The sequence below is a fragment of the Olsenella sp. An188 genome, assembly GCF_002160255.1.
Taxonomy (GTDB): Bacteria; Actinomycetota; Coriobacteriia; order Coriobacteriales; family Atopobiaceae; genus Thermophilibacter; species Thermophilibacter avistercoris.
Genome location: NZ_NFKF01000003.1, coordinates 200,980 through 225,060 on the forward strand (window position 1 = coordinate 200,980; position 24,081 = coordinate 225,060).

The 24,081-nt window shown below is 71.6% G+C and carries 20 protein-coding genes; 15 read left to right on the forward strand and 5 right to left on the reverse strand.

Annotated elements, in window-relative coordinates:
* The first annotated feature begins 50 nt into the window (after positions 1–50).
* Entirely contained in the window at positions 51–965 is a 915-nt protein-coding gene (locus B5F23_RS05040; protein ID WP_087352406.1) for a ketopantoate reductase family protein, read from the forward strand.
* A gap of 333 nt (positions 966–1,298) precedes the next feature.
* On the opposite strand, the gene B5F23_RS05045 is transcribed toward B5F23_RS05040, so the two are convergent.
* The 3 genes from B5F23_RS05045 to B5F23_RS09850 form a co-directional block, all read right to left on the reverse strand.
* Entirely contained in the window at positions 1,299–2,027 is a 729-nt protein-coding gene (locus B5F23_RS05045) for a nitroreductase family protein (protein ID WP_087352408.1), read from the reverse strand.
* Complete coding sequence (locus B5F23_RS05050; RefSeq protein ID WP_087352410.1) at positions 2,008–2,241, reverse strand: hypothetical protein; 234 nt, start codon at positions 2,239–2,241, stop codon at positions 2,008–2,010. Before B5F23_RS05050 ends, B5F23_RS05045 begins: the two co-directional genes overlap by 20 nt.
* 390 nt (positions 2,242–2,631) lie before the next feature.
* The gene (locus tag B5F23_RS09850; RefSeq protein WP_206392276.1) at positions 2,632–6,441 is read right to left on the reverse strand and encodes a DUF7601 domain-containing protein; all 3,810 of its coding nucleotides are present in this window, start codon (positions 6,439–6,441) and stop codon (positions 2,632–2,634) included.
* A 209-nt stretch (positions 6,442–6,650) separates the two neighbouring features.
* Here B5F23_RS09850 and B5F23_RS05060 point away from each other — a divergent pair, with 209 nt between their 5' ends.
* The 4 genes from B5F23_RS05060 (at position 6,651) to B5F23_RS05075 (ending at position 11,902) form a co-directional block, all read left to right on the forward strand.
* Entirely contained in the window at positions 6,651–8,624 is a 1,974-nt protein-coding gene (locus B5F23_RS05060) for an oxidoreductase (RefSeq protein ID WP_087352412.1), read from the forward strand.
* Positions 8,625–9,144: 520 nt separating this feature from the next.
* Positions 9,145–9,618: a DUF4430 domain-containing protein gene (locus tag B5F23_RS05065; RefSeq protein ID WP_087352414.1), complete on the forward strand. Its 474-nt coding sequence runs from the start codon at positions 9,145–9,147 to the stop codon at positions 9,616–9,618.
* Between the two features lie 5 nt (positions 9,619–9,623).
* Positions 9,624–10,496 carry an energy-coupling factor transporter transmembrane component T family protein gene (locus tag B5F23_RS05070; protein ID WP_087352416.1) on the forward strand — a complete coding sequence of 291 codons (873 nt, stop codon included), beginning with the start codon at positions 9,624–9,626 and terminating at the stop codon, positions 10,494–10,496.
* Positions 10,493–11,902, forward strand: coding sequence for an ABC transporter ATP-binding protein (locus B5F23_RS05075; protein ID WP_087352418.1), 1,410 nt, complete (start codon positions 10,493–10,495; stop codon positions 11,900–11,902). The genes B5F23_RS05070 and B5F23_RS05075 overlap by 4 nt, the downstream gene beginning before the upstream one ends.
* Before the next feature lie 22 nt (positions 11,903–11,924).
* On the opposite strand, the gene B5F23_RS05080 is transcribed toward B5F23_RS05075, so the two are convergent.
* Positions 11,925–12,362: a hypothetical protein gene (locus B5F23_RS05080; RefSeq protein WP_087352420.1), complete on the reverse strand. Its 438-nt coding sequence runs from the start codon at positions 12,360–12,362 to the stop codon at positions 11,925–11,927.
* A 45-nt stretch (positions 12,363–12,407) separates the two neighbouring features.
* On the opposite strand from B5F23_RS05080, the gene B5F23_RS05085 reads away from it, so the two are divergent.
* Positions 12,408–13,118, forward strand: coding sequence for an ECF transporter S component (locus tag B5F23_RS05085; RefSeq protein WP_206392278.1), 711 nt, complete (start codon positions 12,408–12,410; stop codon positions 13,116–13,118).
* Positions 13,119–13,252: 134 nt separating this feature from the next.
* Complete coding sequence (locus B5F23_RS05090) at positions 13,253–14,053, forward strand: YebC/PmpR family DNA-binding transcriptional regulator (RefSeq protein ID WP_087352563.1); 801 nt, start codon at positions 13,253–13,255, stop codon at positions 14,051–14,053.
* A 223-nt stretch (positions 14,054–14,276) separates the two neighbouring features.
* On the opposite strand, the gene B5F23_RS05095 is transcribed toward B5F23_RS05090, so the two are convergent.
* Positions 14,277–14,543 carry a hypothetical protein gene (locus B5F23_RS05095; RefSeq protein WP_087352424.1) on the reverse strand — a complete coding sequence of 89 codons (267 nt, stop codon included), beginning with the start codon at positions 14,541–14,543 and terminating at the stop codon, positions 14,277–14,279.
* Positions 14,544–14,649: 106 nt separating this feature from the next.
* On the opposite strand from B5F23_RS05095, the gene B5F23_RS05100 reads away from it, so the two are divergent.
* The 8 genes from B5F23_RS05100 (at position 14,650) to B5F23_RS05135 (ending at position 24,073) form a co-directional block, all read left to right on the forward strand.
* On the forward strand, positions 14,650–15,939 hold the full coding sequence (locus tag B5F23_RS05100) for an aminotransferase class I/II-fold pyridoxal phosphate-dependent enzyme (RefSeq protein WP_087352426.1): 1,290 nt from the start codon (positions 14,650–14,652) through the stop codon (positions 15,937–15,939).
* Positions 15,940–16,104: 165 nt separating this feature from the next.
* Positions 16,105–16,890 carry a tetratricopeptide repeat protein gene (locus B5F23_RS05105; RefSeq protein ID WP_087352428.1) on the forward strand — a complete coding sequence of 262 codons (786 nt, stop codon included), beginning with the start codon at positions 16,105–16,107 and terminating at the stop codon, positions 16,888–16,890.
* 23 nt (positions 16,891–16,913) lie between these two features.
* Complete coding sequence (locus B5F23_RS05110; RefSeq protein WP_087352430.1) at positions 16,914–17,246, forward strand: STAS domain-containing protein; 333 nt, start codon at positions 16,914–16,916, stop codon at positions 17,244–17,246.
* Positions 17,247–17,283: 37 nt separating this feature from the next.
* Complete coding sequence (locus tag B5F23_RS10030) at positions 17,284–17,835, forward strand: Sec-independent protein translocase subunit TatA/TatB (RefSeq protein WP_087352432.1); 552 nt, start codon at positions 17,284–17,286, stop codon at positions 17,833–17,835.
* Between the two features lie 3 nt (positions 17,836–17,838).
* Entirely contained in the window at positions 17,839–18,627 is a 789-nt protein-coding gene (gene tatC / locus B5F23_RS05120; protein WP_087352434.1) for a twin-arginine translocase subunit TatC, read from the forward strand.
* 21 nt (positions 18,628–18,648) lie between these two features.
* Entirely contained in the window at positions 18,649–21,171 is a 2,523-nt protein-coding gene (locus B5F23_RS05125; protein WP_087352436.1) for a DNA topoisomerase I, read from the forward strand.
* Positions 21,172–21,508: 337 nt separating this feature from the next.
* Positions 21,509–23,407: a glycoside hydrolase family 2 protein gene (locus B5F23_RS05130; protein ID WP_087352438.1), complete on the forward strand. Its 1,899-nt coding sequence runs from the start codon at positions 21,509–21,511 to the stop codon at positions 23,405–23,407.
* A gap of 24 nt (positions 23,408–23,431) precedes the next feature.
* Positions 23,432–24,073 (forward strand): flavodoxin family protein, encoded by a 642-nt coding sequence (locus B5F23_RS05135; RefSeq protein WP_087352440.1) that lies wholly within the window; start codon positions 23,432–23,434, stop codon positions 24,071–24,073.
* Positions 24,074–24,081: the final 8 nt, after the last annotated feature.

The following is a 24,081-nucleotide window of genomic DNA, read 5'->3' on the forward strand; positions in this document are numbered from 1 at the left end:
GGTGTGACAAACCCTCCGTCCCCCTGTCACAACGGGGGCGGGAGGCGCACATGGCAATCGAGAGCGTGGCGATCATCGGGCGCGGCGCGGTGGGGATGCTCTACGGCTCCATCGCCGAGAGGAACCTCGGGCCGGGCGCCGTCGAGTTCGTGATGGACGACGAGCGCTTTGCCCGTCACGCGGGGGAGGTGCCGCTGGTAAACGGGGAGCCGCTGCGGGTGCGCACCCTGCCTGCGAGCGAGGCCGCCCCCGTCGACCTGGTGATCATTGCCACCAAGGCGACCGGGCTCGACCGGGCGCTCCACACCATGGAGCGGCTCGTGGGCCCGCGCACGGCGATCGCCTCGCTGCTCAACGGCATCACGAGCGAGGAGCGCGTGGCAGAGCGCTTTGGCTGGGGGCGCACCGTGCTCTCGGTCGCGCAGGGCATGGACGCCGTCTTCATCGGCGGCGAGATGACCTACACCCATCCCGGCGAGATACGCTTCGGCGCCGCGCAGGGGACCGAGCCGGGCGTAGTGGGCGACGTCGCGGACCTCTACGGGCGCGCCGGCATCCCGCATGTGGTCGAGGCGGACATCCGCCGTCGCATGTGGGTGAAGCTCATGCTCAACGTTGGGATAAACCAGACCTGTATGGCCTACGGCGGCACGTACGGCACCGCGAGCGAGCCGGGCGGCGAGCAGAACCGCTGCTTCGTCGCCGCCATGCGCGAGGCCCTGGCCGTGGCGCGCGCCGAGGGGGTCGACATCACGGAGGCGGACCTCGCGCAGATGGCCGACCTCGTCGCGGGCCTCGAGCCCGACGGCCTGCCCTCCATGGCGCAGGACCGCATCAACCGCAAGCCGACCGAGGTGGAGGAGTTTGCCGGCACCGTCATCCGGTTCGCCGAGAAGCACGGCATCCTCGTCCCCACCAACCGCTGGCTCTACGGGCGCATCCACGAGATCGAGGCGGGCTTCTAGCCGGAGGCTGTGCCACCCGTCCTAGGACCGCGCTGCCCGCTGGGGGCCCGACGTGTCACAAAGTGGCGCCGATTGGGCGTTTGCCGGTCCCCGCGCACCGGAGGGGCGCCCCCGTGCCAGAAACCCCTTGCGATTGGGCGGCATCCTTGATGCCGGGGCGTGCCTCGGGGCCGTCGGAGGACCTCGCGGGCCCGAGGTTCTTCTCGCCACCTGCGGTTTTTCTGGCGAGAAGGACCGCGTGCGGGCCCGCGTATCAAACATGCCGCCCAATCGCACGCGGTTTTGGCCGGGAGGCCCTCGCCCGCGTCCCGGAGAGGTCGTGGCGGCGCCCCGCTACCGCTCGAACGCCCAGTCGCGCGAGACCGCGCCGGCTCCCAGCTCGAAGTGCAGCCTGGCGATGCCGAGGTCGATCTTGCCGCACGAGAGCGCCGGCAGCGCGCGGGCGCGCACCGTGCGCCCGTCCTCGAGCAGCTCGAAGCGGAAGCGCTGCTGGTTCAGGGCCGTCGGGGCCAGGCGCGCCGCCTCGACGCCCGCGGTGAACCACGCGGGCGCCTCGCCGCTCACGCGGCAGAGCCGCTCGACCGGCTTGACCGGGTGCCGCGTGCCGGGCTTCTCGCCGTATCCCAGGGCGATGGCCAACGCGTACCTCTCGCCCGCTCCCACGCGGGCGGGGCTCCTCCTGCGGTCGTAGGTGAGCGCCACCCAGCAGGAGTCCACGCCCAGGGCTCGCGCCAGCAGCACGACCTTCTCGCCGGCGTAGCCCACGGCCTCGTCCAGGCCGGGGCCGGCCGGGCCCACGAGGGCGAGGTGGTTGCGCACGTTGCGGAAGCTTCCGTAGTGGGCGAGCCTGCCGTCGAAGGCGCCCGGCGCGTCAAGGCAGAGCTGCATGTCGAGGCCCGCGCGCTCGTTCTCCGCCGCCACCTGGGCCTCCAGCGCCTCGCGCACCGTGCCCTCGATCGGGCGGTCGGTGAAGGCGCGCACGGAGTGGCGGCCGCGCATGAGCTCGGCGAGGGCGTCGGAGTCGAGCGCGGCGACGCGGGCGTCAAAGGGCGTCGTGGTCATCTGGGTGTTCCTCTCGGTCGGCTGCGTCTTTCCCGTCTCGGCGGGAGCATCCCTCCCCGCGCGCCTCGAGCGCCACCATGGCGCGAACGAAGCGCTCCGCGTCGCTCGTCACGCGCACGAGCTCGCCCCAGCGGGCGCCGCCGTGGCTCTCAAGCAGCGCCATGAACTCGCGCGCGAGCTCGCGCATGGAGCGGGCGATGAGCTCCTGGTCCACACTGCACCCAATGGCTCGCAAGGCCAAACGGATGTCGTGAGGGATTATCCCCGCGAGGCGCCCCCGCGCAACCGTCGGTAAAGAAAGGCGAGACGAACGGCGCGGGTGGCGGCCCTTTGGCTCCGAGCCGCCGCCCGGCCCCGCCGGGGTGTCACAAAGTGGCGCCGATTGGGTGTTTGTGGGCTCCCGCGCTCCCGAGGTTGGCCTCCGTGCCCAAAACCCCGTGCGGTTGGGTGGCATGTTTGATATGCGGGCTCGCGCGTGGTCCTTCTCGCCAGAAAAACCGCAGGTGGCGAGAAGGACCTCGGGCCTTGGGGGCGCCCCGGCGGCCCCGAGGTGTGGTCGGACATCAAACATGCCACCCAACCGCGCGGGGTTTTGGGCACGGGCTCATCGCCCGCCGTGCCTCCTGACTACCACGATGCCGGCGGCCACGAGCGCGGCACCGCACGACCCCACGGCGAGAAGAACCCCGGGGGAGCTCGTCGCGTCGCCGGACTCGGGGAGGGGCTCGGCGTCTGCCTGGCCGTCGGGCGCCTCGCCCGCGGGCTCGGGCTCGGGCGTCGGCTCGGGGTCAGGCTCCGGCGTCGGCTCGGGGTCAGGGTCCGGCGTTGGCGTCGGGTCCGGATCAGGCTCCGGCGTCGGCTCCGGGTCCGGATCAGGCTCCGGCTCGGGGTCCTTCTCGCGCACGTGCACGAAGTAGGTCGCGCTCACGGCGTCCCCGCCCGCGACGGTCCCCTCGGCAGAGGTGGCCTCCCTGCCTGCCGCGACCTCGTCGGCGCTCCCCGCGTAGATGACGTAGCCGTCGGCGAGAAGCGCGTCGGCGTCGAGCTCGCTCACCGTGTACGAGGCCCCCTCCGGAAGCCCGGACACGAGCAGGCCCGATCCCCCCGTGAGCCCCTCGACGCGTGCCACGCCGTCGGTCCCTCCCTCCACGCGCGTGAACACGAGCCGCCCCTGCGTCACCCGGTCGCCCGCGTGGCGCGTCGCCCCGAAGGCGAGCTCGTCCTCGTCGGGGTGCGCCGCGAAGAGGCCGCGCACGACCACCTCGAACGAGACCGCGCGGTCGGGCTCGGAGTCGTTGCCCGCCATCACGCTGGCGATTCCCAGGTCGCCCGCGCCCCACACGTTGGTGAAGGACGCGCGTGCCTCCGCTCCGGCCCCTATGGTCCCCTCGCTGCCCGTTCGCAGCGCGAGGTAGCCGGAGCCCGAGTAGTCGTCCTCCCGCACGAGGTAGCGCGTGCCCTCGGGCAGCCCCTCGACCACGAGCTCCTGTCCGTCGGAGAGCTTCGCCGAGAAGGACCCGCTGCCGTCGAGCGCGGCCGTCTCCGCGGAGTCACCCACGCGATATCCCACCTCCCCGGACAGGGGCGCGCCCCCCGCGTCTAGGAGCGTGACGGTGAAGGCGAAGCTTGCGCCGGGCGCGCCGCCGTCCACGCCCTTGCTCACGCGCAGCGTGCCCAGTCCGACCCCGGCCGGCACGACGAGCGCGCCGTTGTTCCCGAGGCTCGCCGCGAGGTGGACGCCCCCGGACTCGGGAGCCTCCACGGAGAGGCGCTCCACGTAGGGGGCGCTCGCGGTGGCGTTGGGGCTCTTCTCCACCGAGCCGAGCGCCTCGGCCGTGACGTAGCGCGGGGTTCCGGCGAGCGCCACGCACTGCCCGTTGCGCACGGCAAAGCGGCTCGGGGCGTCGGTGGCGTCGACCGCCATCACGTAGGGCACGTACGCCCGCTCGACGCGCGCCGGGACCTCTGCGTCGGGCGAGGGGAGGCTCGCCGAGTACGTGGTCCTCTCGAAGTAGTACGTCTCGCCGGCCACGGGCATCGTGGCGAGCGGCACGTAGGCGCTGCCCTCTCGCACGAACAGGGGAGTGTCGCGCGTGAAGGCGTAGTAGGAGTTCGTCTGGGCGGCCCAGGCGTCAGCCGTCGCCCCCGCCTCGGCGGAGTCTCCCGAGCCGGTGAAGTCGCTCGCAAAGATCAGGCGGCTTGCGAGGGCGCCGTGCGCGACCTTCTCGCCGAGAGCGCCCTCGAGCTCCGCGTCGCTCACGAGCTCGCCGGCCTCCATGCGCTCGAGCAGCGCGGACACGGCGGGCGTGGGGGCAACCTGGTAGGCGAGCCGGATCGGGGTCGTCTCGAGCGCGTTGTCGAGCCGCATGGTGGCGGTGCCGTCCGTCTGCACGCTCACGTCAGCGCGCAGGGCCGGCACGGCCTCCACGGGGACGGAGAGCAGAAGCTCCTGCCGCCCCGTCGCGAGGCTGGTCTCCACCATCACCACGAAGTCGTAGAGGGTGACGTCTCCGCCGTCGTACTGGCTACGGTAGTCGCCGACGTAGAAGTAGGTCTCGCACACGGCGGTCGCGCCCGCCGCCCGGGCGGCCTCGATGCGGCCGCGCACGTCCTCGTCTGCGCGCTCCTGCCAGTCGCCGTCTGCCGCGGCGTCGACCTCCGCCTGCGTGGCGAAGGTGTACGAGCTGCCCTGCGAGGGGACCATCTCGTGCGCGTCGTTCACGTACCAGGAGGCGTGGTTGGAGAAGTCGTCGTCACTCGCGTAGGAGAACTGGCCGTCAACGAGGGCCTGGTAGAAGAGGCTGTAGGTCTCGCTGCCCAGGTCGTAGCGGGCGTTCATCGCCTCCACGAGGTAGCTGAACTCGTGGGTGGCGTCGGGGTTGTACGGGTCCTCGAGGCTGACCTTCACCGCCTGGGCCGCTCCCGCCCCGCTGAGCAGGTGCGACCCGTAGACGATCCCGTCCACGCGCGTGACCTGCATGCCCGCGCCCACCCGGTCGGTGAGCTGGACGCGGCTGCCGCCCGGCGCGTCCTCGCCCGGGCCTCCCGAGGCGGGGGCGGTGTAGGAGACGCCGAGCGAGCGGCCCACGGCCGACCCGAGCGCCCAGGTGAGCGCCCGGGCGCTGCGCGCGGGGAGGTAGTCGTCGACGGGGGAGACCGCGAGCGGGTCGTCGGCCGGGACCAGGCCCGCGGCCACGGGAAGCGTCACCCGGTTGGCGACGAGCCCCCTTTGGCCCGAGCCAAACAGGTCGAGCTCCACGTCCTTCTCGACCCGCCCGGCCGCCTCGGCGTAGGCCTGCGCCGCGGCCCGGAGGTTGTCGCGCAGGTCCTGCCCGGCGGCCTCCCCCGAGCCCAGCAGCTCGTGGGCCGCCTGCTCGAGTGGGGTCTCAAGCAGGTAGGCGGCCGTCTCGCTCGTGTCGAGGCCGACGCTGTAGAAGGCGAGCTCGCGCCCGGCGCCCCACGCCTCGTCCACGCGGCTCGCCTCATAGCGCATGGTGAGCAGCGTGGCTAGAAGCGCGTCGGTGCCGTAGCCCGTCGTGCGGCTCCCGGGCAGCGGGCCCAAAAAGCCGCTGCCGTTCCCCGTGTAGGCGGGCGGGTCGAAGAGGCTCGTGCTCGCCATGGGCGGCGTCTCGACCCCCATCACCACGAGGACGGGCTCGCGCCCGGCGGCTCCGGCGTCGCCTGCCGCCCCCACGAGGGACTCGCCCGCCAGGTGCACGGCGCGCTGCAGGTAGGAGCCGTTGCCGAGCGCGGCGTTCGTGGTCTGGCTCCCGCCCTTCGCGGTTGCCACCACCTCGAGCGAGCCCGCGTCGCCGCCCGAGCCGCCCGTGAAGCGCACGTAGTGGCCGTCCTCCGGCTCGTAGACGTCGAGCGGCATGAGCGTGACCACGTCCGAGTCGTAGCCGATCACGCTGACGCGCGTCGGCGTGGCCGAGCCGTCGTTTTGCGCCATGAGGCGCGCGATGGAGGTGTTGAGCGCGTCGGCGAGGTGGGCGGCCTGGGGCCTCCCGCCAAAGGACAGGTCGGACAGGACCTGGTTCGTGCTCACCACGAACACGACGTCGTGCGCCGGCCCGCCCTCCTGGCGCACGGACACGGCGGAGGAGAGCGCGGAGAGACCCACCACAAACCCGTGCCGCTCGTCGGCGAGCGTGACGTCGAGCCCGGCCGCCCGCGCCTCCTCGGTGCTGCCGTAGACGGACTTGTCGACCCAGATGCGCCCGGCCTGGTCGGTGGAGTAGCCGCCCTCGCCGGCATCGCCCGCAAAGACCGAGGTCCACCGCGCGGACGTGTCGGGGTCGGAGACCTTTGAGACGGCCTGCGCCAGGGCCCCCTCGGGCACGACGCACGCAAGAAGGACGGCAAGCGCAGCGCTGGCGAGAAGAACGGCGATGCGGGTGAGGGTGCGCGACATGCGACCTCGATTCTGTGGGAGGGGGTGCAAATGTATCTTCTTTACCCCTGCCGCCCCCATTCTTTCACGGGGCGCCCCGCGCTCTCGCGGACGGCCGTCCGCCGCGGCGAGCGGTCCCGCTCGTGGGTCCGCGACGGCGCGCGGCGCGCAAGCGCTATGGTTGATGCAACGCCGTATCGGCGCCCCCGTGCGCCCAGGAAGGAAGTTCCATGGCAACCGAGAAGAACGTCGCGTCGAGCTCGTCCGCCTACCCGCTGCTTTTCTCGCCCCTCAAGGTGGGCACCCAGGAGGTGAGAAACCGCGTCTTCATGCCGCCCGTCTCGACCAACCTGGCCGACCACGGCTACGTGACCGACGCGCTCATCGACCACTACGCCTCGCGCGCCGCCGGCGGCGTGGGGCTCATCGTCACGGAGGTCGTGACCGTCGAGCCCACCTACGTCTACCTGCCCGGGGACATGTGCATGGCGGACGACTCCTACGTCGACGGCTGGACGCGGCTCGCCTCCGCCGTCCACGAGCACGGTGCCAAGATCTTGCCGCAGCTCTTCCACCCGGCCTACATGGCCTTCCCGCTGCCGGGGACGCCCCAGCTCATCGCCCCGTCGGCGGTGGGCCCCTACTACGCGCGCGAGGCGCCGCGCCCGGTCACGCGCGAGGAGCTCAAGGTGATCGTGCGCCAGTTCGGCGACGCCGCGGAGCGCATGAGGCGCGCCGGCACCGACGGCGTCGAGATCCACGCCGCCCACGCGCACGGCCTCCTCGGCGGCTTCCTCTCGCCGCTCTACAACAAGCGCACCGACGAGTACGGCGGCGACATCGACGCGCGCCTGCGCCTCACGCTCGAGGTCGTCCGCGAGGTGCGCGAGCGCTGCGGCGAGGACTTCATCATCGACGTGCGCATCTCCGGGGACGAGTACTCCGACGGCGGACTCACGATCACCGACATGTGCCACGTCGCGCGAGAGCTCGAGCGCGCGGGGGTGGACCTGCTGCACGTCTCGGGCGGCACCACCATCAAGCGCGGCAGCGCCATCCCGGCCGCGGGGACGCGGCAGGGGAGCCACGCGGCGGTGGCGCGCCAGATCAGGGGGTGCGTCTCCATCCCCGTGGCGACGGTCGGGCGCATCAACGAGGCCTGGATTGCCGAGGAGCTGCTCGAGGAGGGCGTGGCCGACGCCTGCATGATGGGCCGTGCCAACCTCTGCGACGCCCAGTTCTGCGCCAAGGCGGCCGAGGGCCGCGTCGACGACATCCGCCCCTGCATCGGGTGCCTCCGCTGCCTGACGGGCATCATGTTCGGCAAGCCCATCGCCTGCACGGTGAACCCCGACGTTGAGCACGACGACGGCGCGGTGGAGAGCGCCGCAACGAGGCGCGACGTGCTCGTGGTCGGCGCCGGCCCGGCCGGGATGGAGGCGGCCTTCGTCGCGGCGCGCCGCGGCCACCACGTGGTCGTCGTCGACGCGGCGGACGAGCCGGGCGGCACCATGCGCGTCGCCTCCGTGCCCATCGCCAAGCAGGACCTCGCGCGCGTCATCAAGTTCCAGGCGCGCCGCCTCGAGCAGGCGGGCGTCGAGCTGAGGCTCGGGCGGCGTCTCACCGCGGAGGACGTGGAGCGCGAGTTCTCGGGCTACGAGGTCGTCCTCGCCACGGGCGCCGTCCCGATCGTCCCGGCGTGGGCGGGCGGCTTCCGCCAGGCCGTGACCGCCGACGACATCCTCGCCGGCCGCGCCTTCCCCGGCAAGAGGATCGTGGTGGTGGGCGGCGGCTCGGTGGGCTGCGAGGTGGCCGACTACCTCGCCCCGCTCGTGAACGACCTCGCCCGCGGCAACCGCGACGTCACGCTCGTGGAGATGGGTCCCACGCTCGACCCGACCGAGGGCGCCGCCGGTCGCGCCGCCCTCGTCACCCGCATGCTCGAGAAGGGCGTCCACGTGCTCACCGACGCGCGCGTCACCGGCGTGACTCAGGACTCGATCTCCTACGAGAAGGACGGAGAGGAGCACGTCATCGAGGGCGTGGACACGATGGTGCTCGCGCTCGGCTACCGCCCCGACCAGACGCTGGCCGAGTCCCTGGCCGCCGCGGGCGCACGGGTCCACGTGATCGGCGACGCCGAGAAGCCCGGTAACATCAAGGACGCCATGGCGGCCGCCTACGAGCTCGCTCGGACGCTCTAGCGAGGGGCCGGCCTGACGCCTGCCGGCGCGCTCACCCCCGGCGCGCCGGCAGGCGCACCTCGAAGACCGACCCCCTGCCCGGTGTGCTCTGACTTTTGCTCGAGCAAAACTTGACGCTTCTGGTTTGATCTTTAGTTTTCGCTGGTAGACGGGATGGCGGTTCTTCTCGCCGGGCGAAGCCGCCTCGCCGCCGCGGCACGCCCGCCGCTGTACGCCCGCCACTCGAGTGCGTAATAAATCATAGAATCAAAAGAAAAGACCAGTTGGAGAGAGCGCCGGCGAGAAGCCGGGGACTTTGGTACGCACTCGACTGCGTATAAAATCCGCACGACCTGCTACACTGGGGTCTCCAACAGCATAGAGGGCACGGTTCGAAGAGCTGCTACGCCTAGTAGATGAAAAAAGGATTCCGGTTTGACTCCGGAACAGCACAAGACTGTGTTCATAGGTTGGCGGCCGCGCGCGCCGCCTGTCCTGCCTTGCCCTCCCGACGCCCCCTGGGGGCAGAGAGCGAGGCACGATGTCTCAGAAGAACAGCACTGTCGAGAAGAACCTGCTCACGCGCCTCGGCGCCGCCTTCGCGGCGCTCGCGCTCGTCGCGGGCCTGGCCGCGTGCGGCACCGCGCCCGCCACGGACGGCTCCGCGGCCTCCGGCACCGACGCGGCCCAGGAGCAGCAGGCCACCATCTCCGTCACCGTGGAGATCGACGCCACGGCCGGCGAGGGCGAGTCGACCACCGCCGACGTGGACCTTCCCGAGGGCGCCACGGTCTACGACGCCCTGGTCGCCACCGGCGCCGACGTCAACGCGTCGGACTCCGACTACGGCATGTACGTCCAGGGCATCAACGGCCTCGCCGGAGGGGACTTCGGCGACATGAGCGGCTGGATGTTCGAGGTCAACGGCGAGATGGCCGAGGTCGGCTGCTCCCAGTACGAGCTCAAGGCCGGCGACGTGGTGACCTGGACCTACGTGACCGAGTTCACCGAGTAGCGGCCATGGCGTCCGCGCGCGTCATAGCCTTTGACGCCTGCCACGCGGCCGTCCCGGCGGCGCTGTTCGCCGGGACGGTCGCCGTGGCCGTGTGCGCGGTCGAGCCGGTCTGCGTGTGCGTCTCGCTCGCCGGCGCGCTCGCCTTCTCGGCCGTCGCGCGCGGAGGCCGAGCTACGCTGCGCGGGCTCGCCTGGCAGCTGCCGATGCTCGCGCTCGTGTGCCTGGCCAACCCGCTCTTCTCCGCCTCCGGCTCCACGCTGCTGCTCAAGCTGGGCCCGCGCAGCGTCTACCTCGAGAGCCTTGCGTACGGGGCCACGATGGGCGCGCTGCTCGTGTCCACGGTGCTGTGGTTCGAGGGCGCCGCGGCGGTGCTCACCCAGGACCGGCTGCTCGCCCTCGCGCCCCGGCGCGCCCGGGCGCTTCCGCTCGTGGCATCGATGGCGGCCCAGCTCGTGCCGCAGCTGCTCTCCCGCGCGCGCACCGTTCGCGCGACGCTCGCCGCCTGCACGGCGGCCGGCGGCCGTCCGAGCCTGCGCTCCGAGCTCACCCGCACCTCCACGATGCTGCTCACCTGGTCGCTCGAGGACTCCCTCGAGCGCTCCGACGCCATGCGCGCCCGCGGGTGGGAGTCGGGCGAGCCGCGCACCCGCTACCGCCCCGAGCGCCTCCGCGCCTCCGACGTCGCGGCGCTGGCTGCCGTGGGGGCCCTGGTCGCGCTCGCCGCGGCGGGGGCGTGGGTCGCGTGCTCCGCGTGGCGCTTCTACCCCAGGATGTCCGGGCCCAGCCCCTGGTGGGCCTACGCGCCGTGGGTTCTTCTCGCCGCGACGCCCGCCGCCTGCGAGGTCGTGGCCCGCCTCGTTGAGCGGAGGCTTCCGTGAGCTCGCCGGCCCTCGAGCTCGCCGGCGTGACCTTCTCCTATGCCGGGTCTCCGGCGGGGTCGGCGCCCGTGCTGAGCGGGCTTGACCTCGCGGTCCCGCAGGGGGCCTTCGCGCTGCTCGTGGGGGCCACGGGGTCGGGGAAGTCGACGGTTCTGCGCCTCGCCAAGCCGGAGGTCGCGCCGGCCGGCGAGCTCTCGGGCTCGGTGAGGCTGTTCGGCGAGGAGGCGCGCTCGCTCGGGCCCCGGGCCTCGGCGCGCGCCGCCGGGTACGTCTTCCAGAGCCCGGACGCCCAGGTCGTGTGCGACACGGTCTGGCACGAAATGGCCTTCGGCCTGGAGAACCTCGGCGTCGGCGAGCCCGAGATGCGCCGGCGCGTTGCGGAGACCTGCTCCTTCCTGGGGATGGAGCCGTGGTTTCGGGCGCGCACGGCCGAGCTCTCGGGCGGGCAGCGCCAGCTGCTCTCGCTCGCCGCGGCGCTTGCCCTGAGGCCCCGCGCCCTTCTGCTCGACGAGCCGACCAGCATGCTCGACCCCCTTGCCGAGAAGAACCTCCTGTCGATGCTCTTCCGGGCAAACCGCGAGCTCGGCGTCACCGTGGTCGTCGCCACGCACGCCCCCGTGCCCATGGTCGACTACGCGACGTGCGCCTTCAGGCTGGAGGGGGGGCGCGCCCGGGAGGCGGCGCTCTCCGAGCTGCGGGGGGAGCCGGCGCCCGAGGTGGCGGGGCGGGGCGGCGGGGCGCCCGGCGAGGGCTCCCTGCTGCGCGCGGACGGCCTGTGGCTTCGCTACGCGCGCGACGGCCGGTGGGTGCTGCGCGGGCTCGACCTGGACGTGGCGCCCGGGGAGGTGCGCGCGGTCGTGGGGTCAAACGGCTGCGGCAAGTCCACGCTGCTCCAGGCGCTCGCCGGCGTGGCCCGTCCCCAGCGCGGGCGCGTGCGCAACGCGGCCGCCCGCAGCCAGGCGCTCCTCCCACAGTCGCCCAAGGCGCTGCTCTCGTGCGAGACGGTCGAGGGCGAGCTCCTCGAGTGGTCGGGCGCGGGCGGCTACGGCGAGCGGGAGGTGGGGGAGGCCCTGGATCGCCTCGCCCTCGCGGACGCCGCCCGGCGCCACCCCTACGACCTCTCGGGCGGGCAGCAGCAGCTGGTCGCCCTGGAGAAGCTGCTGCTCGTGCGGCCGCGGCTGCTGCTGCTCGACGAGCCCACCAAGGGGCTTGACCGCGCGGCGAGGGAGCGCGTCGCCGCGCGCGTGGCCGCGGCGCGCGACGGGGGCGCCACGGTCCTTCTCGCCACGCACGACACGGCGTTCGTCCGCGCCGTGGCGGACAGGGTGTCGCTCATGTTCGACGGGTCCCTCACGGTGACCGAGCCGACCGGGGACTTCCTCGCGTCCTCGTGGGTCTACGGCTAGGGCCGCCACGCGCGGACCGAGCCTAGAAGAGCAGGAACGGCTCCTGGGAGACGAGGTCGTCATCGTCGAGGTCGTCCAGGTCCTCGAAGTCGACGTCGTCGGCGTGCTCGTGCTCCTCCTCGTCCTCGCCCCACGCGTAGGCGTTGGCGAAGTCGCTGTCCTCGTCCGTGACGGGCAGCGCGCTCGTGATGCTGCAGAGGCCGTCCATGGCCGGGACGATCTTCTGCCACTGGCAGATGACCGGGTCGCTCGGCGCCCCCTCGAGCTCGGTGAGGGAGTCGAGGAAGATCTCGTGGGCGCCGTCCAGCAGGTCCGAGTCGCGGCGGATCTGCTGGAAGTGCGAGGCGAACTTGTCCATGGCCTCGTCGGCGTTCTCGGCCTCCACGACGCAGGGCATGAGGCAGTAGTTGTCCTTGCTGTCGGAGTCGTCGTTGTAGCTGAAGCTGCCGATGTAGAGCATGGTGTCCTCCTCGCACGCGGCCGGCGCTATGGCAAACTGGTACCCATGATTGACCGGGGGCAAACACCGCGCGCGCTCACCCGCGCTTTTGCCGCCGCTGAGGCGCCCGCCCTCGTGGCGGTCCCGGCGGCGATGGTCGCGCTCGCCGCGGCGGGCGTCCCGGCCACGGCGGGGCTCACGCTCGCGTGCGCGCTTCTCGCCGTGTGCCTCGTGATGGCGAGCTTCGAGGCGTCGCGCCCGGCCCTGCGCCAGCTCATGCCCACGGCGGTGCTCGCCGCGGTTGCCGCCGCCGGCCGCGTGCTCTTCTCGCCGCTCCCGGACGTCAAGCCGGTCTCGGCCATAGCGATCGTTGCCGGGGCCACGCTGGGCAGGCGCAGCGGCTTTGTGGTGGGCGCGCTCGCGGCGCTGCTCTCCAACGTCTTCTTCGGGCAGGGCCCGTGGACGCCCTGGCAGATGTATGCCTGGGGGCTCGTAGGCTACGTCGGGGGCGTGCTCGCCGAGCGCGGGGCGCAGGAGCGTCCGGCCGTGCTGTACGGCTGGGGCTTCGCCTCGGGGATCGTCTACGGCCTCATCCTGAACGGCTACCACGTGCTCGGCTACGTCCAGCCGCTCACCTGGCCCGCCGTGCTCGCCGCGTGCGCGGCGTCGCTGCCGCTCGACGTGGTGCACGGCGCCTCCACGGTGGCGTTTCTCGCGGCGATCCGAGGCGTCTGGGGCCGCGCGATACGTCGTGTCGTGGCAAAGTACGACCTGTGAGGGCGCCGCGCGGACGTGCGCGCACTTTACAAGCGTCTCCCGCTTCGCTATCGTAGGCATGTTTCATGCCACGAGTCAGTTCGAGGGCCCCGCGCGCGCCGGCACGCCGCGGGCGGGACAAGAAGGGGATGTACATGTCCGGACACTCTAAGTGGGCAACCACCAAGCACAAGAAGGCCGCGATCGACGCCAAGCGCTCGTCGCTGTTCTCCAAGCTCTCCCGTAACATCACCGTCGCGGCCAAGCTCGGCGGCGACCCCAACCCGGACAACAACGCGACGCTCGCCGCCGCCGTGGCCCGTGCCCGCATGGTCTCCATGCCCAACGCCAAGATCAAGGCCGCCATCGACAAGGCCTTCGGCTCCGGCGCCGACGCCGCCAACTACGCCGAGATCACCTACGAGGGCTACGGCCCTGCCGGCGTGGCCGTCTACGTCGACTGCCTGACCGACAACAAGAACCGCACCGCCGCCGACGTGCGCTCCGCCTTCTCCCACTCGGGCGGCTCGCTCGGCACCTCCGGCTCCGTTGCGTTCCAGTTTGAGCGCAAGGGCTCCATCGCCGTGGAGAAGGTCATCAAGTCCGAGGACAAGAAGGTGGCCGACCGCGAGAACGCCGTGGACGAGGACGAGTTCATGATGGCCGTGGCCGAGGCCGGCGGCGAGGACTACGAGGACGCCGGCGAGGAGTGGATCGTCTGGACCGCCTACGACAAGATGCAGGACGTCCAGAAGGGCCTCGAGGCCCAGGGCATCGAGGTCAAGGGCTCCGAGCTCACCATGGTCCCCACCACGCCGACCGACGTCTCCGTGGCTGACGCCAAGAAGGTCCAGCGCCTCGTCGACCGCCTCGACGAGCTGGAGGACGTCCAGAACGTCTACCACACCATGAACGTCACCGACGAGATCGCGGAGGCGCTGGCCGAGGACGAGTAGGCCGCGCTCGCTTCGTACGCTTCTGAGGGTGCCCCCGGCGCTTCTCTCCAGCTCACTGCGCGTTGCGCAGAAGTCACTGGCGAGAAGCGCCGGGGGCACGTCGCTTTTGAATCGAAGGTCGCTTACCGGGCGTGCCGGGCGAGAAGGACGGGCGGCTTGTTCGTTCAAATCGAGGGTCGCTTACCGGGTGGGGCTGGCGAGAAGGGCCGCGGCCCGCGGCCCGCTACTCTACCGTTCCGTAGACCGCGCCCCAGCCGTGGCCGACGACGATCGAGTTGAGCTGGTCGCAGAGGCGCTGGCGGGTGTAGGTGCGCGAGGGCAGCGCCTCGACCACCTCGGCGAGGTCGTCGCAGAGGTCGAATATCTCCGCGCGCGCCACCACGTCGAGCTTCGTGCAGGTGGCAGCCGACGAGATGCCCGGCACAAAGACGCTGTCGACGAGCCGCTGCAGCTCGCCGTACTCCTCCGCGCGCATGTCCGCACCGTGCATCTCTCGCCCCTCCCGTTGTAAGCGCTTGTTTTCGTCTGGAACATGGTAGCAGCTCGCCGGGCGCTTGCGTCTATACTCTGACACGACCAACCAGAAGGAGGACCCCATGACATCCGCGTACCAGAAGATGACCGACGCCGAGCTCGACGCCGCCCTCGCCGAGCTCGAGCGCGAGGCCGCCGACCTCAGGGCGGCCGGCCTCAAGCTCGACATGGCCCGCGGCAAGCCGAGCCCGGAGCAGACCGCGCTCTCCCGCCCCATGCTCGACCTCGTGACCTCCGGGTCCGACCTCACCGACGGCGGCTCCTTCGCCGACAACTACGGCGACCCCGACGGCCTGCCTTCCGCGCGCGCCCTCGCCGCCGAGCTCATCGGCGTCGACGCCGCCAACGTCTCCGTGATCGGCTCCTCCAGCCTCAACCTCATGTACGACTGCGTGATGAACGGCTACGTCCACGGCATCGCCGGCGAGAGGCCCTGGTGCCAGCAGGGCACTGTCAAGTTCCTGTGCCCCGCGCCCGGCTACGACCGCCACTTCACCGTGACGGAGAGCTTCGGCATCGAGAACGTGCCGGTCCCCATGCGCGAGGACGGCCCGGACATGGACGTGGTGCGCGAGCTCGTCGAGGGCGACCCGCAGGTCAAGGGCATCTGGTGCGTGCCCCGCTACGCCAACCCCACCGGCGTCACCTACTCCGACGACGTGGTGCGCGCCTTCGCCGCCCTGCGCCCCGCGGCCCCCGACTTCCGCATCTTCTGGGACAACGCCTACTGCGTCCACACCTTCGCGGGCGAGGGCGACCCGCTCATGAACATCTTCGACGCGCTCGCGGAGCAGGGGGGCGAGAAGAACCTTGTGTACGAGTTCGCCTCCACGGCCAAGGTGACCTTCCCCAGCTCCGGCATGGCCTGGGTCGCGGCCTCGCCGGCGGACATGGCCGAGCTTCGCGCGGCCTTCTCCGCCATGCGCGTCTCGCCGGAGAAGATCTCGCAGCTCGCGCACGTGCGCTTCCTGAAGGACGCCGCGGGCGTGGCCGAGCACATGAGGCGCCACGCCGAGCTCGTCGCCCCGCGCTTCGCGCTCGTCGAGGAGAAGCTCTCCGCCGGCCTCGGTGACCTTGGCGTGGCCAGCTGGACGCACCCCAAGGGCGGCTACTTCGTCTCCTTCGAGGGCCCCGAGGGCTCTGCCAAGGCGATCGTGGAGCTCGCCGGCGAGCTCGGCGTCAAGCTCACCCCGGCGGGCGCCCCCTGGCCCTACGGCGCGGACCCGGCGGACACCAACATCCGCATCGCGCCGACCTACCCCTCGCTCGAGGAGCTCGGAAAGGCGCTCGATGTCTTCGTGGTGGCGGTCAGGCTCGTTGCCGCCCGCCTCGCCCGCGCGGAGCGCGCCTAGCCGGGCGGGGGTCCGCGGGTGCGGCGGTGCCGCCCCGCAGAACCCTCCCAGCATTCTGTTATTCTCGCCGGGGCGTCGCCGTTTGCTTGCAAGCGGGGCTTCGTGGCATATTCTTAGAGTTTGCGGGCGCTCGCCCGCAGCTCGAACGTGAGGGGTGTCGTCTGCATGGCAAAGAGGCCAGCGTCCAAGAGCGGGTCCAAGGGGTCCCAGAAGCAGGGTACGGCCAAGGCCAAGCCCGCGCGCAAGCCGGGCGAGCTCTCCCGCTTCCAGAAGGTCGTCATCATCCTCTTTGTGGTGGTCTTCGCGCTCTCCACGCTCGCGGGCGCGCTGGCGTCCGTCTTCCAGGCGCAGCAGAGCCAAAGCGTGGAGTACAACGTCGACTACCTGGACGAGAACTACGAGCCGCTCGTCTCCGACCTCGAGGCGACGCTCGCCGAGAGCCCCGACGACATGTCCACCGTCCTCTCGCTGGCCAACTACTACTCCTCGTGGGGCTCGGGCGTGCTCATGCTCGCCACGACCGACGAGGAGACCTCGCACGGAAACGAGCTCCTCGACAAGGCGGTCGGCTACTACGACCAGTACATCGCGTCGGGCGAGACCGAGAGCGTCGAGTCGGCCAGCACGAGCCGCGCCATGTGCCTGTACTACGGCGGGGACGTCTCCGGCGCGCTCTCCGCGCTCGAGCAGGTCACGCAGGACTGGCCCGAGTACGCCCCCGCGTGGGCCGACCTCGGCCTGCTCTACGAGGTCCAGGGGCAGACCGACGAGGCGCGCACGGCCTACGAGAAGGCCGTCGAGCTCGACCCGGACGACGAGCAGGGCGCCAAGAGCTACGCCGAGGAGCGCCTCTCCGCGCTTGACGAGGCCGCCGAGGACGGCACCGACGAGAGCTCCGACGGCACCGACGCGAGCTCGAACGATTCGACAGACGCGGGCTCCGGCGAGTAGCCACGGCCTGAGAAGGAGAAGCCATGAGTCTTTCCATAACCGTCACCAACAACGTGAGCTCCCAGACGGGCGCCGTCGAGAGCGTCGTCCTCGTCGACGGGGAGGTCGACGTCTCCAACGCAGACCAGCTTCGCACCGTGCTCGACGGGCGCGTCGAGGACGCCCCGACCGAGCTCGTCGTGGACCTCTCCAAGGTCCCCTACATCGACTCCACCGGCATCGGGGTGCTCGTGGGCGCCGCCCACCGCGCCGCCGAGAAGAACGTCCGCTTCGAGGTCGCCAACCCGCAGAGGAACGTCGAGCGCGTGCTCGGGCTTCTCGGCGTGTCGAACGACCTCAACGTCCGCGGGGCCTAGCCCCGGCGTCGTCCCTAAGAGGGAAGGAAATCAACTCGTGTTTGGAATTGGAGAAGGCGAGCTCGTCCTCATCGCGCTCTTCGCGTTCATGATCTTCGGACCCGACAAGCTCCCGGGGATGGGCCGCACCCTCGGCCGCGCGCTGCGCCAGTTCAGGAACGCCCAGGAGGGCTTCACCGAGGTCGTGCAGACCAACATCGTCGACCCCGCGGCCGAGGCCATGAGCGACACGCCCAAGCGGCCCAACCGCAAGCGCGCCGCCGAGCTCGACGAGGACGCGGACATCGACCTCGCCGAGGGCGAGGAGGCGCCGCGCGCTCGCCGCGCGGAGACCTTCGCCGAGCGCAAGGCGCGCCTGGCCGAGGAGAAGAAGGCCCGCGAGGCCGCCGAGGCTGCCACCGCCGACTCCGCCGAGCCCGCGGACGCGGACGCCGACTCCGCCGAGCCCGCGGCGGCCCCCGCCGAGCCGCAGGCCGACACCGCCCCCGCCAAGCCGAGCGTGTCCGACCTCTACACGATGAGGCGTCCTTCTCGCCCCGCCGCGAGCGCCGCTGACGGAGCCACCCCCGACGCCACGAAGGAGGCCTAAGCCATGCCGATCGGACCCGCGCGCATGCCCATCATGGACCACCTCGGCGAGCTGCGCCGCCGCATCACCATCGTGGTGGTCGCCGTCATCGTGACGGCGCTTGTCGTCTACATGGCCACGCCCACGCTGATCGAGCTCATGATCGGCCAGATCGAGGAGGCCATGCACGGACAGGAGCTCGTCGTCCTCTCCGTGCTCGGCGGCTTCACCATCCGCTTCAAGGTCGCCCTGTTCTTCTCGGTGATCATATGCTGCCCGATCATCATCTGGGAGGTCATGGCGTTCTTCCTGCCGGCCCTCAAGCCGAGCGAGCGCAAGTGGGTCGTGCCCACGGTGGCCGCGATGGTCGCCCTCTTCTTCCTGGGCATGGTCTTCTGCTTCTTCGTCATCCAGCCCGCCGCCTTCGGCTGGCTGCTCGACCAGTCCTTCGAGATCGGCTCCATCGTCCCCAACGCGGAGGACTACCTCGACATCTACATGATGCTCGAGATCGGCTTCGGCCTGGCGTTCCAGCTGCCGCTCGTGATCTTCTACCTCTCGATCTTCCACCTCGTGCCGTACAAGACCTTCCGCAGCCAGTGGCGCCTGGTCTACGTGAGCCTCATGGTGCTCTCCGCCGTGGTGACGCCCGACGCCTCGCCGATGACGATGGTCCTCATGTTCGGCGTGCTCATCTTCCTCTACGAGGCCGCGCTCGCGGTCGCGCGCTACATCATCATCGCGCGTGACGGCAAGGAGGCGCTCAAGTGGAGCCGCGAGGACTACGAGCAGCGCGAGTTCGACAAGCTGTAGATCCAAAAGGACGTGCCCCAAGTGAAGCTGATCGTCACCGAGAAGAACGACGCCGCGCAGCAGATCGCGCGCCTGCTCTCCACCTCCGGCAAGCCCAAGGCCGACAAGGTCTATAACACCCCGGTCTATCGCTTCGCCTGGGACGGCGAGGACTGCGTGACCATCGGCCTGCGCGGGCACATCCTCAAGGTGGACTTCCCCGTCCAGCTCACCTTTGACCCCGAGGCGGGGTGGCAGGGCGTGACGGCCGACGGCGAGCTGCTGCCCGCCGACGTGCCCGACGGCCTCGAGCGGCCGCCCTACAAGTCCAAGCGCAAGCCCTACCTCGCCAACGGGATCGACCTCAAGGGCTGGAAGATCGCGAGCCTGCCGTACCTGGTGTGGGCGCCCATCGAGAAGCTCCCGGCCGAGAAGGAGATCATCCGCGCCCTCAAGAACCTCGCCAAGAAGGCCGACAGCGTCATCATCGGCACGGACTTCGACCGCGAGGGCGAGCTCATCGGCTCGGACGCGCTGCGCCAGATCCGCGAGGTGGCGCCCGGCGTGCCCGTCTCGCGCGCCCGCTACTCCGCGTTCACGCGCGCCGAGATCGACCACGCCTTCTCCAACCTCGTCGAGCTCGACCAGGACCTCGCCGACGCCGGCGAGTCCCGCCAGTACATCGACCTCATCTGGGGCGCCGTCCTCACGCGCTACCTCACGGCGGCCCGCTGGAGCGGCCTGGGCAACGTGCGCTCTGCCGGCCGCGTGCAGACGCCGACGCTCGCCCTCGTCGTGGAGCGCGAGCGCGAGCGGCTTGCCTTCAAGCCCGAGGACTACTGGGTGCTCCAGGGCCAGGGCGAGAAGGACGGCGACGCGGCGGGCCCCTTCCGCATCACGCACGCCACGACCCGCTTCTGGGACCAGGGCGAGGCGCAGGCGGCGTTCGGCCACGTGGAGGGCGCCACCGAGGGCCGCGTGACGGCCGTGGAGCGCAAGCGTCGCACGCAGCGCCCGCCCGCGCCGTTCAACACCACGAGCCTGCAGGCCGCGGCCGCCGCGGAGGGCCTCTCGCCCGCGCGCACGATGCGCCTCGCCGAGAGTCTCTACATGGACGGCCTCATCTCGTACCCGCGCGTGGACAACACCGTCTACCCCAAGTCGCTCGACCTGCGCGACTGCGTGCGCATGCTCTCCACCGTGCCCGCCTACGGGGCCGTGTGCCACGAGCTGCTCAAGCAGGACAAGCTCACGGCCACCCGCGGCAAGCAGGAGACCACCGACCACCCGCCGATCTACCCCACGGCGCCGGCCAGCCCGGACAGCCTCCAGCCGGCCGAGTGGAAGCTCTACAACCTCATCGCGCGGCGCTTCCTCGCCACGCTCATGGGCCCGGCAACCATCGAGGGCACCAAGGTCACCGTGGACGTGGCGGGCGAGCCCTTCACGGTGAGCGGCTCGGTGCTCGTGGACGCGGGCTTCCGCGCGGCCTACCCCTACGGCCTCAAGAAGGACGACCAGCTCCCGGCGCTGGCCGAGGGCGACGTGGTGAGTGTCTCCGACATGGAGCTTCTCGCCAAGCAGACCGAGCCCCCCGCGCGCTACAGCCAGGGCAAGCTCATCCAGGAGATGGAGAAGCGAGGTCTGGGCACCAAGTCCACGCGCGCGAGCATCATCGACACGCTCTACGAGCGCAAGTACTTCCGCGGGGACCCGGTCGAGCCGAGCCAGCTGGGCATGGCCATCATCGACGCGCTTACGGCCTACGCCCCGCGCATCACGAGCCCGGACATGACGGCCGAGCTCGAGGACGACATGACGCGCGTGGCCGACGGAGTGGAGACGCAGGAGCAGGTGGTCACGCACTCCCGCGCGCTTCTCGCCGGCCTCATGGACGCGCTCGTGGAGCACACCGACGACCTCTCCGAGCAGATCGCGGACGCCGTGACGGCGGACGCCAAGATCGGCGTGTGCCCCAAGTGCGGGCGCGACCTCGTGGTCAAGACCTCGGCCAAGACGCGCGGCAGCTTTGCCGGCTGCATGGGCTGGCCGGAGTGCGACGTCACCTACCCGCTGCCGCAGGGCAAGATCGTCGCGCTCGAGGGCGAGGCGGCCGTCTGCCCCACGTGCGGGGCGCCGCGCGTCAAGGTGCAGCCGTTTCGCAGCCGCGCCTACGAGGTGTGCGTCAACCCCGCGTGCGAGACCAACCGCGAGCCGGACGTGGACGTGGGGGAGTGCCCCGCGTGCAGGGAGGCCGGGCGCTCCGGGCGCCTGATCGCCCACAAGTCCGAGAGGAGCGGCAAGCGCTTCATCCGCTGCACCAACTATGACGAGTGCGGCACGAGCTACCCCCTGCCGGCGCGCGGCGCGCTCGAGGCCACGGGCGAGACCTGCCCGGACTGCGGCGCCCCGATGGTCGTGGTGACCACGGCGCGCGGGCCCTGGAAGCTCTGCCCCAACATGAGCTGCCCCGGTCGCGAGAAGAAGGAGGCCGCGCGGGGCTCGCGTGGCCGCGGCGGGCGAGCGGGCGGCGGGCGCAAGGCGGCTCCCAGGAAGAAGTCCTAGCGCCGGCCGCAGGTCCTTCTCGCCGTATGCGGGGTTCCCTGCGCCGGCCTGGCCGCACTCCCGCGCAAAGTCGCCGCGATTGGGTGGCATCCTTGATACGGGCCGTGGTCTCGCGCCCGGGTTTTTGCCAGATCGGCACGCGAGGCCGACGTTGCTGCAGGATTCTTCGTCGCCCTTCCGGCGAGAAGGGCCTGCGGCATCAAGGATGCCACCCAATCGGAGGGGGTTTCCGCCAAAACCGGCCTCCCGCGCAGCGCGGAGGCGGGCAAACACCCACAATCGGTCAAAATGTGGCAGTGAGTGTGACCGGGAGCGCCCGAGTGCAGGGAGGGACGCCATGCTGGATCTGAGGCGCGTGCTCGCAAGCAAGCCCAAACCGCCGCAGGACGTGGAGCTTACCGAGCTCTGGACGCCCTGGGGCGCACGCGTTGCCTCCGGCGAGAAGGACCTCGCCACGGCGCCTGCCTCCCACCCGCGCCCGCAGCTCGCACGCGAGCGGTGGACGTCGCTCAACGGCTGGTGGGAGTGCGCGTTCGTTGCGGCGGGGCCGGACGCGGGCGCGGCCTGGCGCAAGGCCGCCCCGCCCGCGGACGGCTGGCGGCCCATCCGCGTGCCCTTCTCGCCCGAGGCGCCGCTCTCGGGCGTGCGGCGCCAGCTCAAGCCGACGGAGCTGCTGTGGTACCGCCGCGCGCTCGCGGCCCCCGCCCTCGGGCCCGGCGAGCGGGCGATCCTGCACCTCGACGCCGTGGACTGGGCGTGCGCCGTCCTCGTGAACGGATCGCGCGTGGCCGAGCACGTGGGCGGCTCCCTGCCCTTCTGCGCGGACGTCACCGACGCGCTCCGCCCCGGCGAGAACCGCCTCGAGCTCTGCGTCCACGACCCCTCCGACGCCGGCCCCACGCTGCGCGGCAAGCAGCGGCTGGCGCGCGGTGGCATCTGGTACACGGCGCAGAGCGGCATCTGGCAGGACGTGTGGCTTGAGGCGGTCCCGGCGGCGCACGTGCGCTCGCTCGCGGTGGACGCGCGCCCGGGCAGGGGAGGCGCCCCGGCCAGCGTGGCGCTTCTCGCCGAGGTCACGGGCTCAGACGAGCTCCTCGTCCGCGTGCTCGACGAGGGCCGGGAGGTGGCTCGCGGCCTGGTCCGCGCGCGGGACGGCCGCGCGACCCTCACGCTGGAGCTGCCCGACGCGCGCCTCTGGTCCCCGGACGACCCGCACCTCTACGACCTCGACCTCGCCTACGGCGCGGACCGCGTGCACAGCTACCTCGGCGTGCGGGACGTGCGCGTGGCGCCTGACGCCCATGGCACCCCGCGCGTCCTGCTCAACGGCGAGCCCGTCTTCCTGCGCGGCGTGCTCGACCAGGGCTACTGGCCGGACGGCCTTCTGAGCGCACCCGGCGAGGAGGCGCTTGCCCATGACATCCGCACGGCCCGCGAGCTGGGCTTCAACCTGCTGCGCAAGCACCTCAAGGTGGAGCAGCCGCGCTTCTACGCCCTCTGCGACCGCATGGGCATGCTCGTCTGGCAGGACATGGTCTCCGGCGGCGACCCCGGCCCCTACGACGCTCTCCACACGAGCTACCTGCCCACGCTGCTGCGCGCGAGCTGGTCACGCCACGCAGACGCGGGTCCGCGCGCGGCTCGCCAGCTCTCCGCGGCAGACCCCGCCTACCGCGCGGCGTGGCGCGAGGCCTGCGAGGGGACGGTGCGCCTGCTCGGCGCGCACCCCTGCGTCATCGGCTGGACGCTCTTCAACGAGGGCTGGGGCCAGTTCGACGCCCGTGCCGCCGCGGAGGCGGTCCGCGCGCTCGACCCCACGCGCCCCATCGACGCTACGAGCGGCTGGTACGACCAGGGCTGCGGCGACTTCTTCAGCGTCCACAACTACTTCCGCCCGCTTGAGGTCTGGCCGGACCCGGCGCGGGGGAAGGCGCCCGGGCGTGCCTTCGCCATCTCGGAGTTCGGCGGCGTGAGCTGCGCGGTCCCCGGCCACGTGAGCCTGGGGACGTCCTACGGCTACGAGCGTGCGGACGACCTCCCCGCGTTTGCCCGCGAGGTGCGCGCACTTCTCGCCCGGGCGGACGCCCTGGAGGCCGAGGGCCTGGCCGGCTACGTCTACACACAGCTTACGGACGTCGAGGAGGAGACCAACGGGCTTCTCACCTACGACCGCCGCGTCAACAAGCTGGCGCCCGGTGATTCGGGGCGGGACTCCGGGGTAGAATTGGCAACGTAACGTCGCCTATGGAGAGGGGCACACATGAAGGTCCTGATGCTCAACGGAAGCCCGCACCAGGCGGGATGCACCAACCGCGCGCTCGAGGAGGTTGCCAAGACGCTTGCCGAGAACGGCGTGGAGTCGGAGGTCTTCTGGGTGGGCGCGCGTCCGGTGGGCGGCTGCACGGCCTGTCACGCCTGCGACAAGCTGGGGCGCTGCGCGTTCGGCGAGAAGGACGGCGTCAACGAGTTTCTCGCCAAGGCGGCAGACGCCGACGGCTTCGTCTTTGGCGCCCCGGTGCACTACGGTCGCGCCGGCGCGTCGCTGCTCGGCTTCATGGACCGCGTCTTCTACGCCAACGGACGCGCCGGGCAGCCCAACGTCTTTGCCTACAAGCCCGCGGCGGCCGTGACCTCCGCACGCCGCGCCGGCACCACCTCGGCCCTCGCCGACATCGAGAAGTACTTCACCATCTCCCAGATGCCGATCGTGAGCAGCCGCTATTGGAACATGGTGCACGGTCAGAGCGCCGAGCAGGTCGAGCGGGACGAGGAGGGCCTGTGGACCATGCGCCAGCTCGGGCGCAACATGGCGTGGCTGCTCAGGTGCGTCGAGGCCGGGCGTGCCGCGGGCGTGGGCCTGCCGGAGGCCGAGCCGGGCGCCTGGACCAACTTCGTGCGGTAGCCGGGCCT

Excerpts from the sequence above, each read along its gene's own strand:
- B5F23_RS05040 (WP_087352406.1), top strand. The coding sequence starts at position 51 with ATGGCAATCGAGAGCGTGGCGATCATCGGGCGCGGCGCGGTGGGGATG.
- B5F23_RS05045 (WP_087352408.1), bottom strand. The coding sequence starts at position 2,027 with ATGACCACGACGCCCTTTGACGCCCGCGTCGCCGCGCTCGACTCCGAC.
- B5F23_RS09850 (WP_206392276.1), bottom strand. The coding sequence starts at position 6,441 with ATGTCGCGCACCCTCACCCGCATCGCCGTTCTTCTCGCCAGCGCTGCG.
- B5F23_RS05060 (WP_087352412.1), top strand. The coding sequence starts at position 6,651 with ATGGCAACCGAGAAGAACGTCGCGTCGAGCTCGTCCGCCTACCCGCTG.
- B5F23_RS05065 (WP_087352414.1), top strand. The coding sequence starts at position 9,145 with ATGTCTCAGAAGAACAGCACTGTCGAGAAGAACCTGCTCACGCGCCTC.
- B5F23_RS05070 (WP_087352416.1), top strand. The coding sequence starts at position 9,624 with ATGGCGTCCGCGCGCGTCATAGCCTTTGACGCCTGCCACGCGGCCGTC.
- B5F23_RS05080 (WP_087352420.1), bottom strand. The coding sequence starts at position 12,362 with ATGCTCTACATCGGCAGCTTCAGCTACAACGACGACTCCGACAGCAAG.
- B5F23_RS05085 (WP_206392278.1), top strand. The coding sequence starts at position 12,408 with ATGATTGACCGGGGGCAAACACCGCGCGCGCTCACCCGCGCTTTTGCC.
- B5F23_RS05090 (WP_087352563.1), top strand. The coding sequence starts at position 13,253 with ATGTCCGGACACTCTAAGTGGGCAACCACCAAGCACAAGAAGGCCGCG.
- B5F23_RS05095 (WP_087352424.1), bottom strand. The coding sequence starts at position 14,543 with ATGCACGGTGCGGACATGCGCGCGGAGGAGTACGGCGAGCTGCAGCGG.
- B5F23_RS05100 (WP_087352426.1), top strand. The coding sequence starts at position 14,650 with ATGACATCCGCGTACCAGAAGATGACCGACGCCGAGCTCGACGCCGCC.
- B5F23_RS05105 (WP_087352428.1), top strand. The coding sequence starts at position 16,105 with ATGGCAAAGAGGCCAGCGTCCAAGAGCGGGTCCAAGGGGTCCCAGAAG.
- B5F23_RS05110 (WP_087352430.1), top strand. The coding sequence starts at position 16,914 with ATGAGTCTTTCCATAACCGTCACCAACAACGTGAGCTCCCAGACGGGC.
- tatC (WP_087352434.1), top strand. The coding sequence starts at position 17,839 with ATGCCGATCGGACCCGCGCGCATGCCCATCATGGACCACCTCGGCGAG.
- B5F23_RS05130 (WP_087352438.1), top strand. The coding sequence starts at position 21,509 with ATGCTGGATCTGAGGCGCGTGCTCGCAAGCAAGCCCAAACCGCCGCAG.
- B5F23_RS05135 (WP_087352440.1), top strand. The coding sequence starts at position 23,432 with ATGAAGGTCCTGATGCTCAACGGAAGCCCGCACCAGGCGGGATGCACC.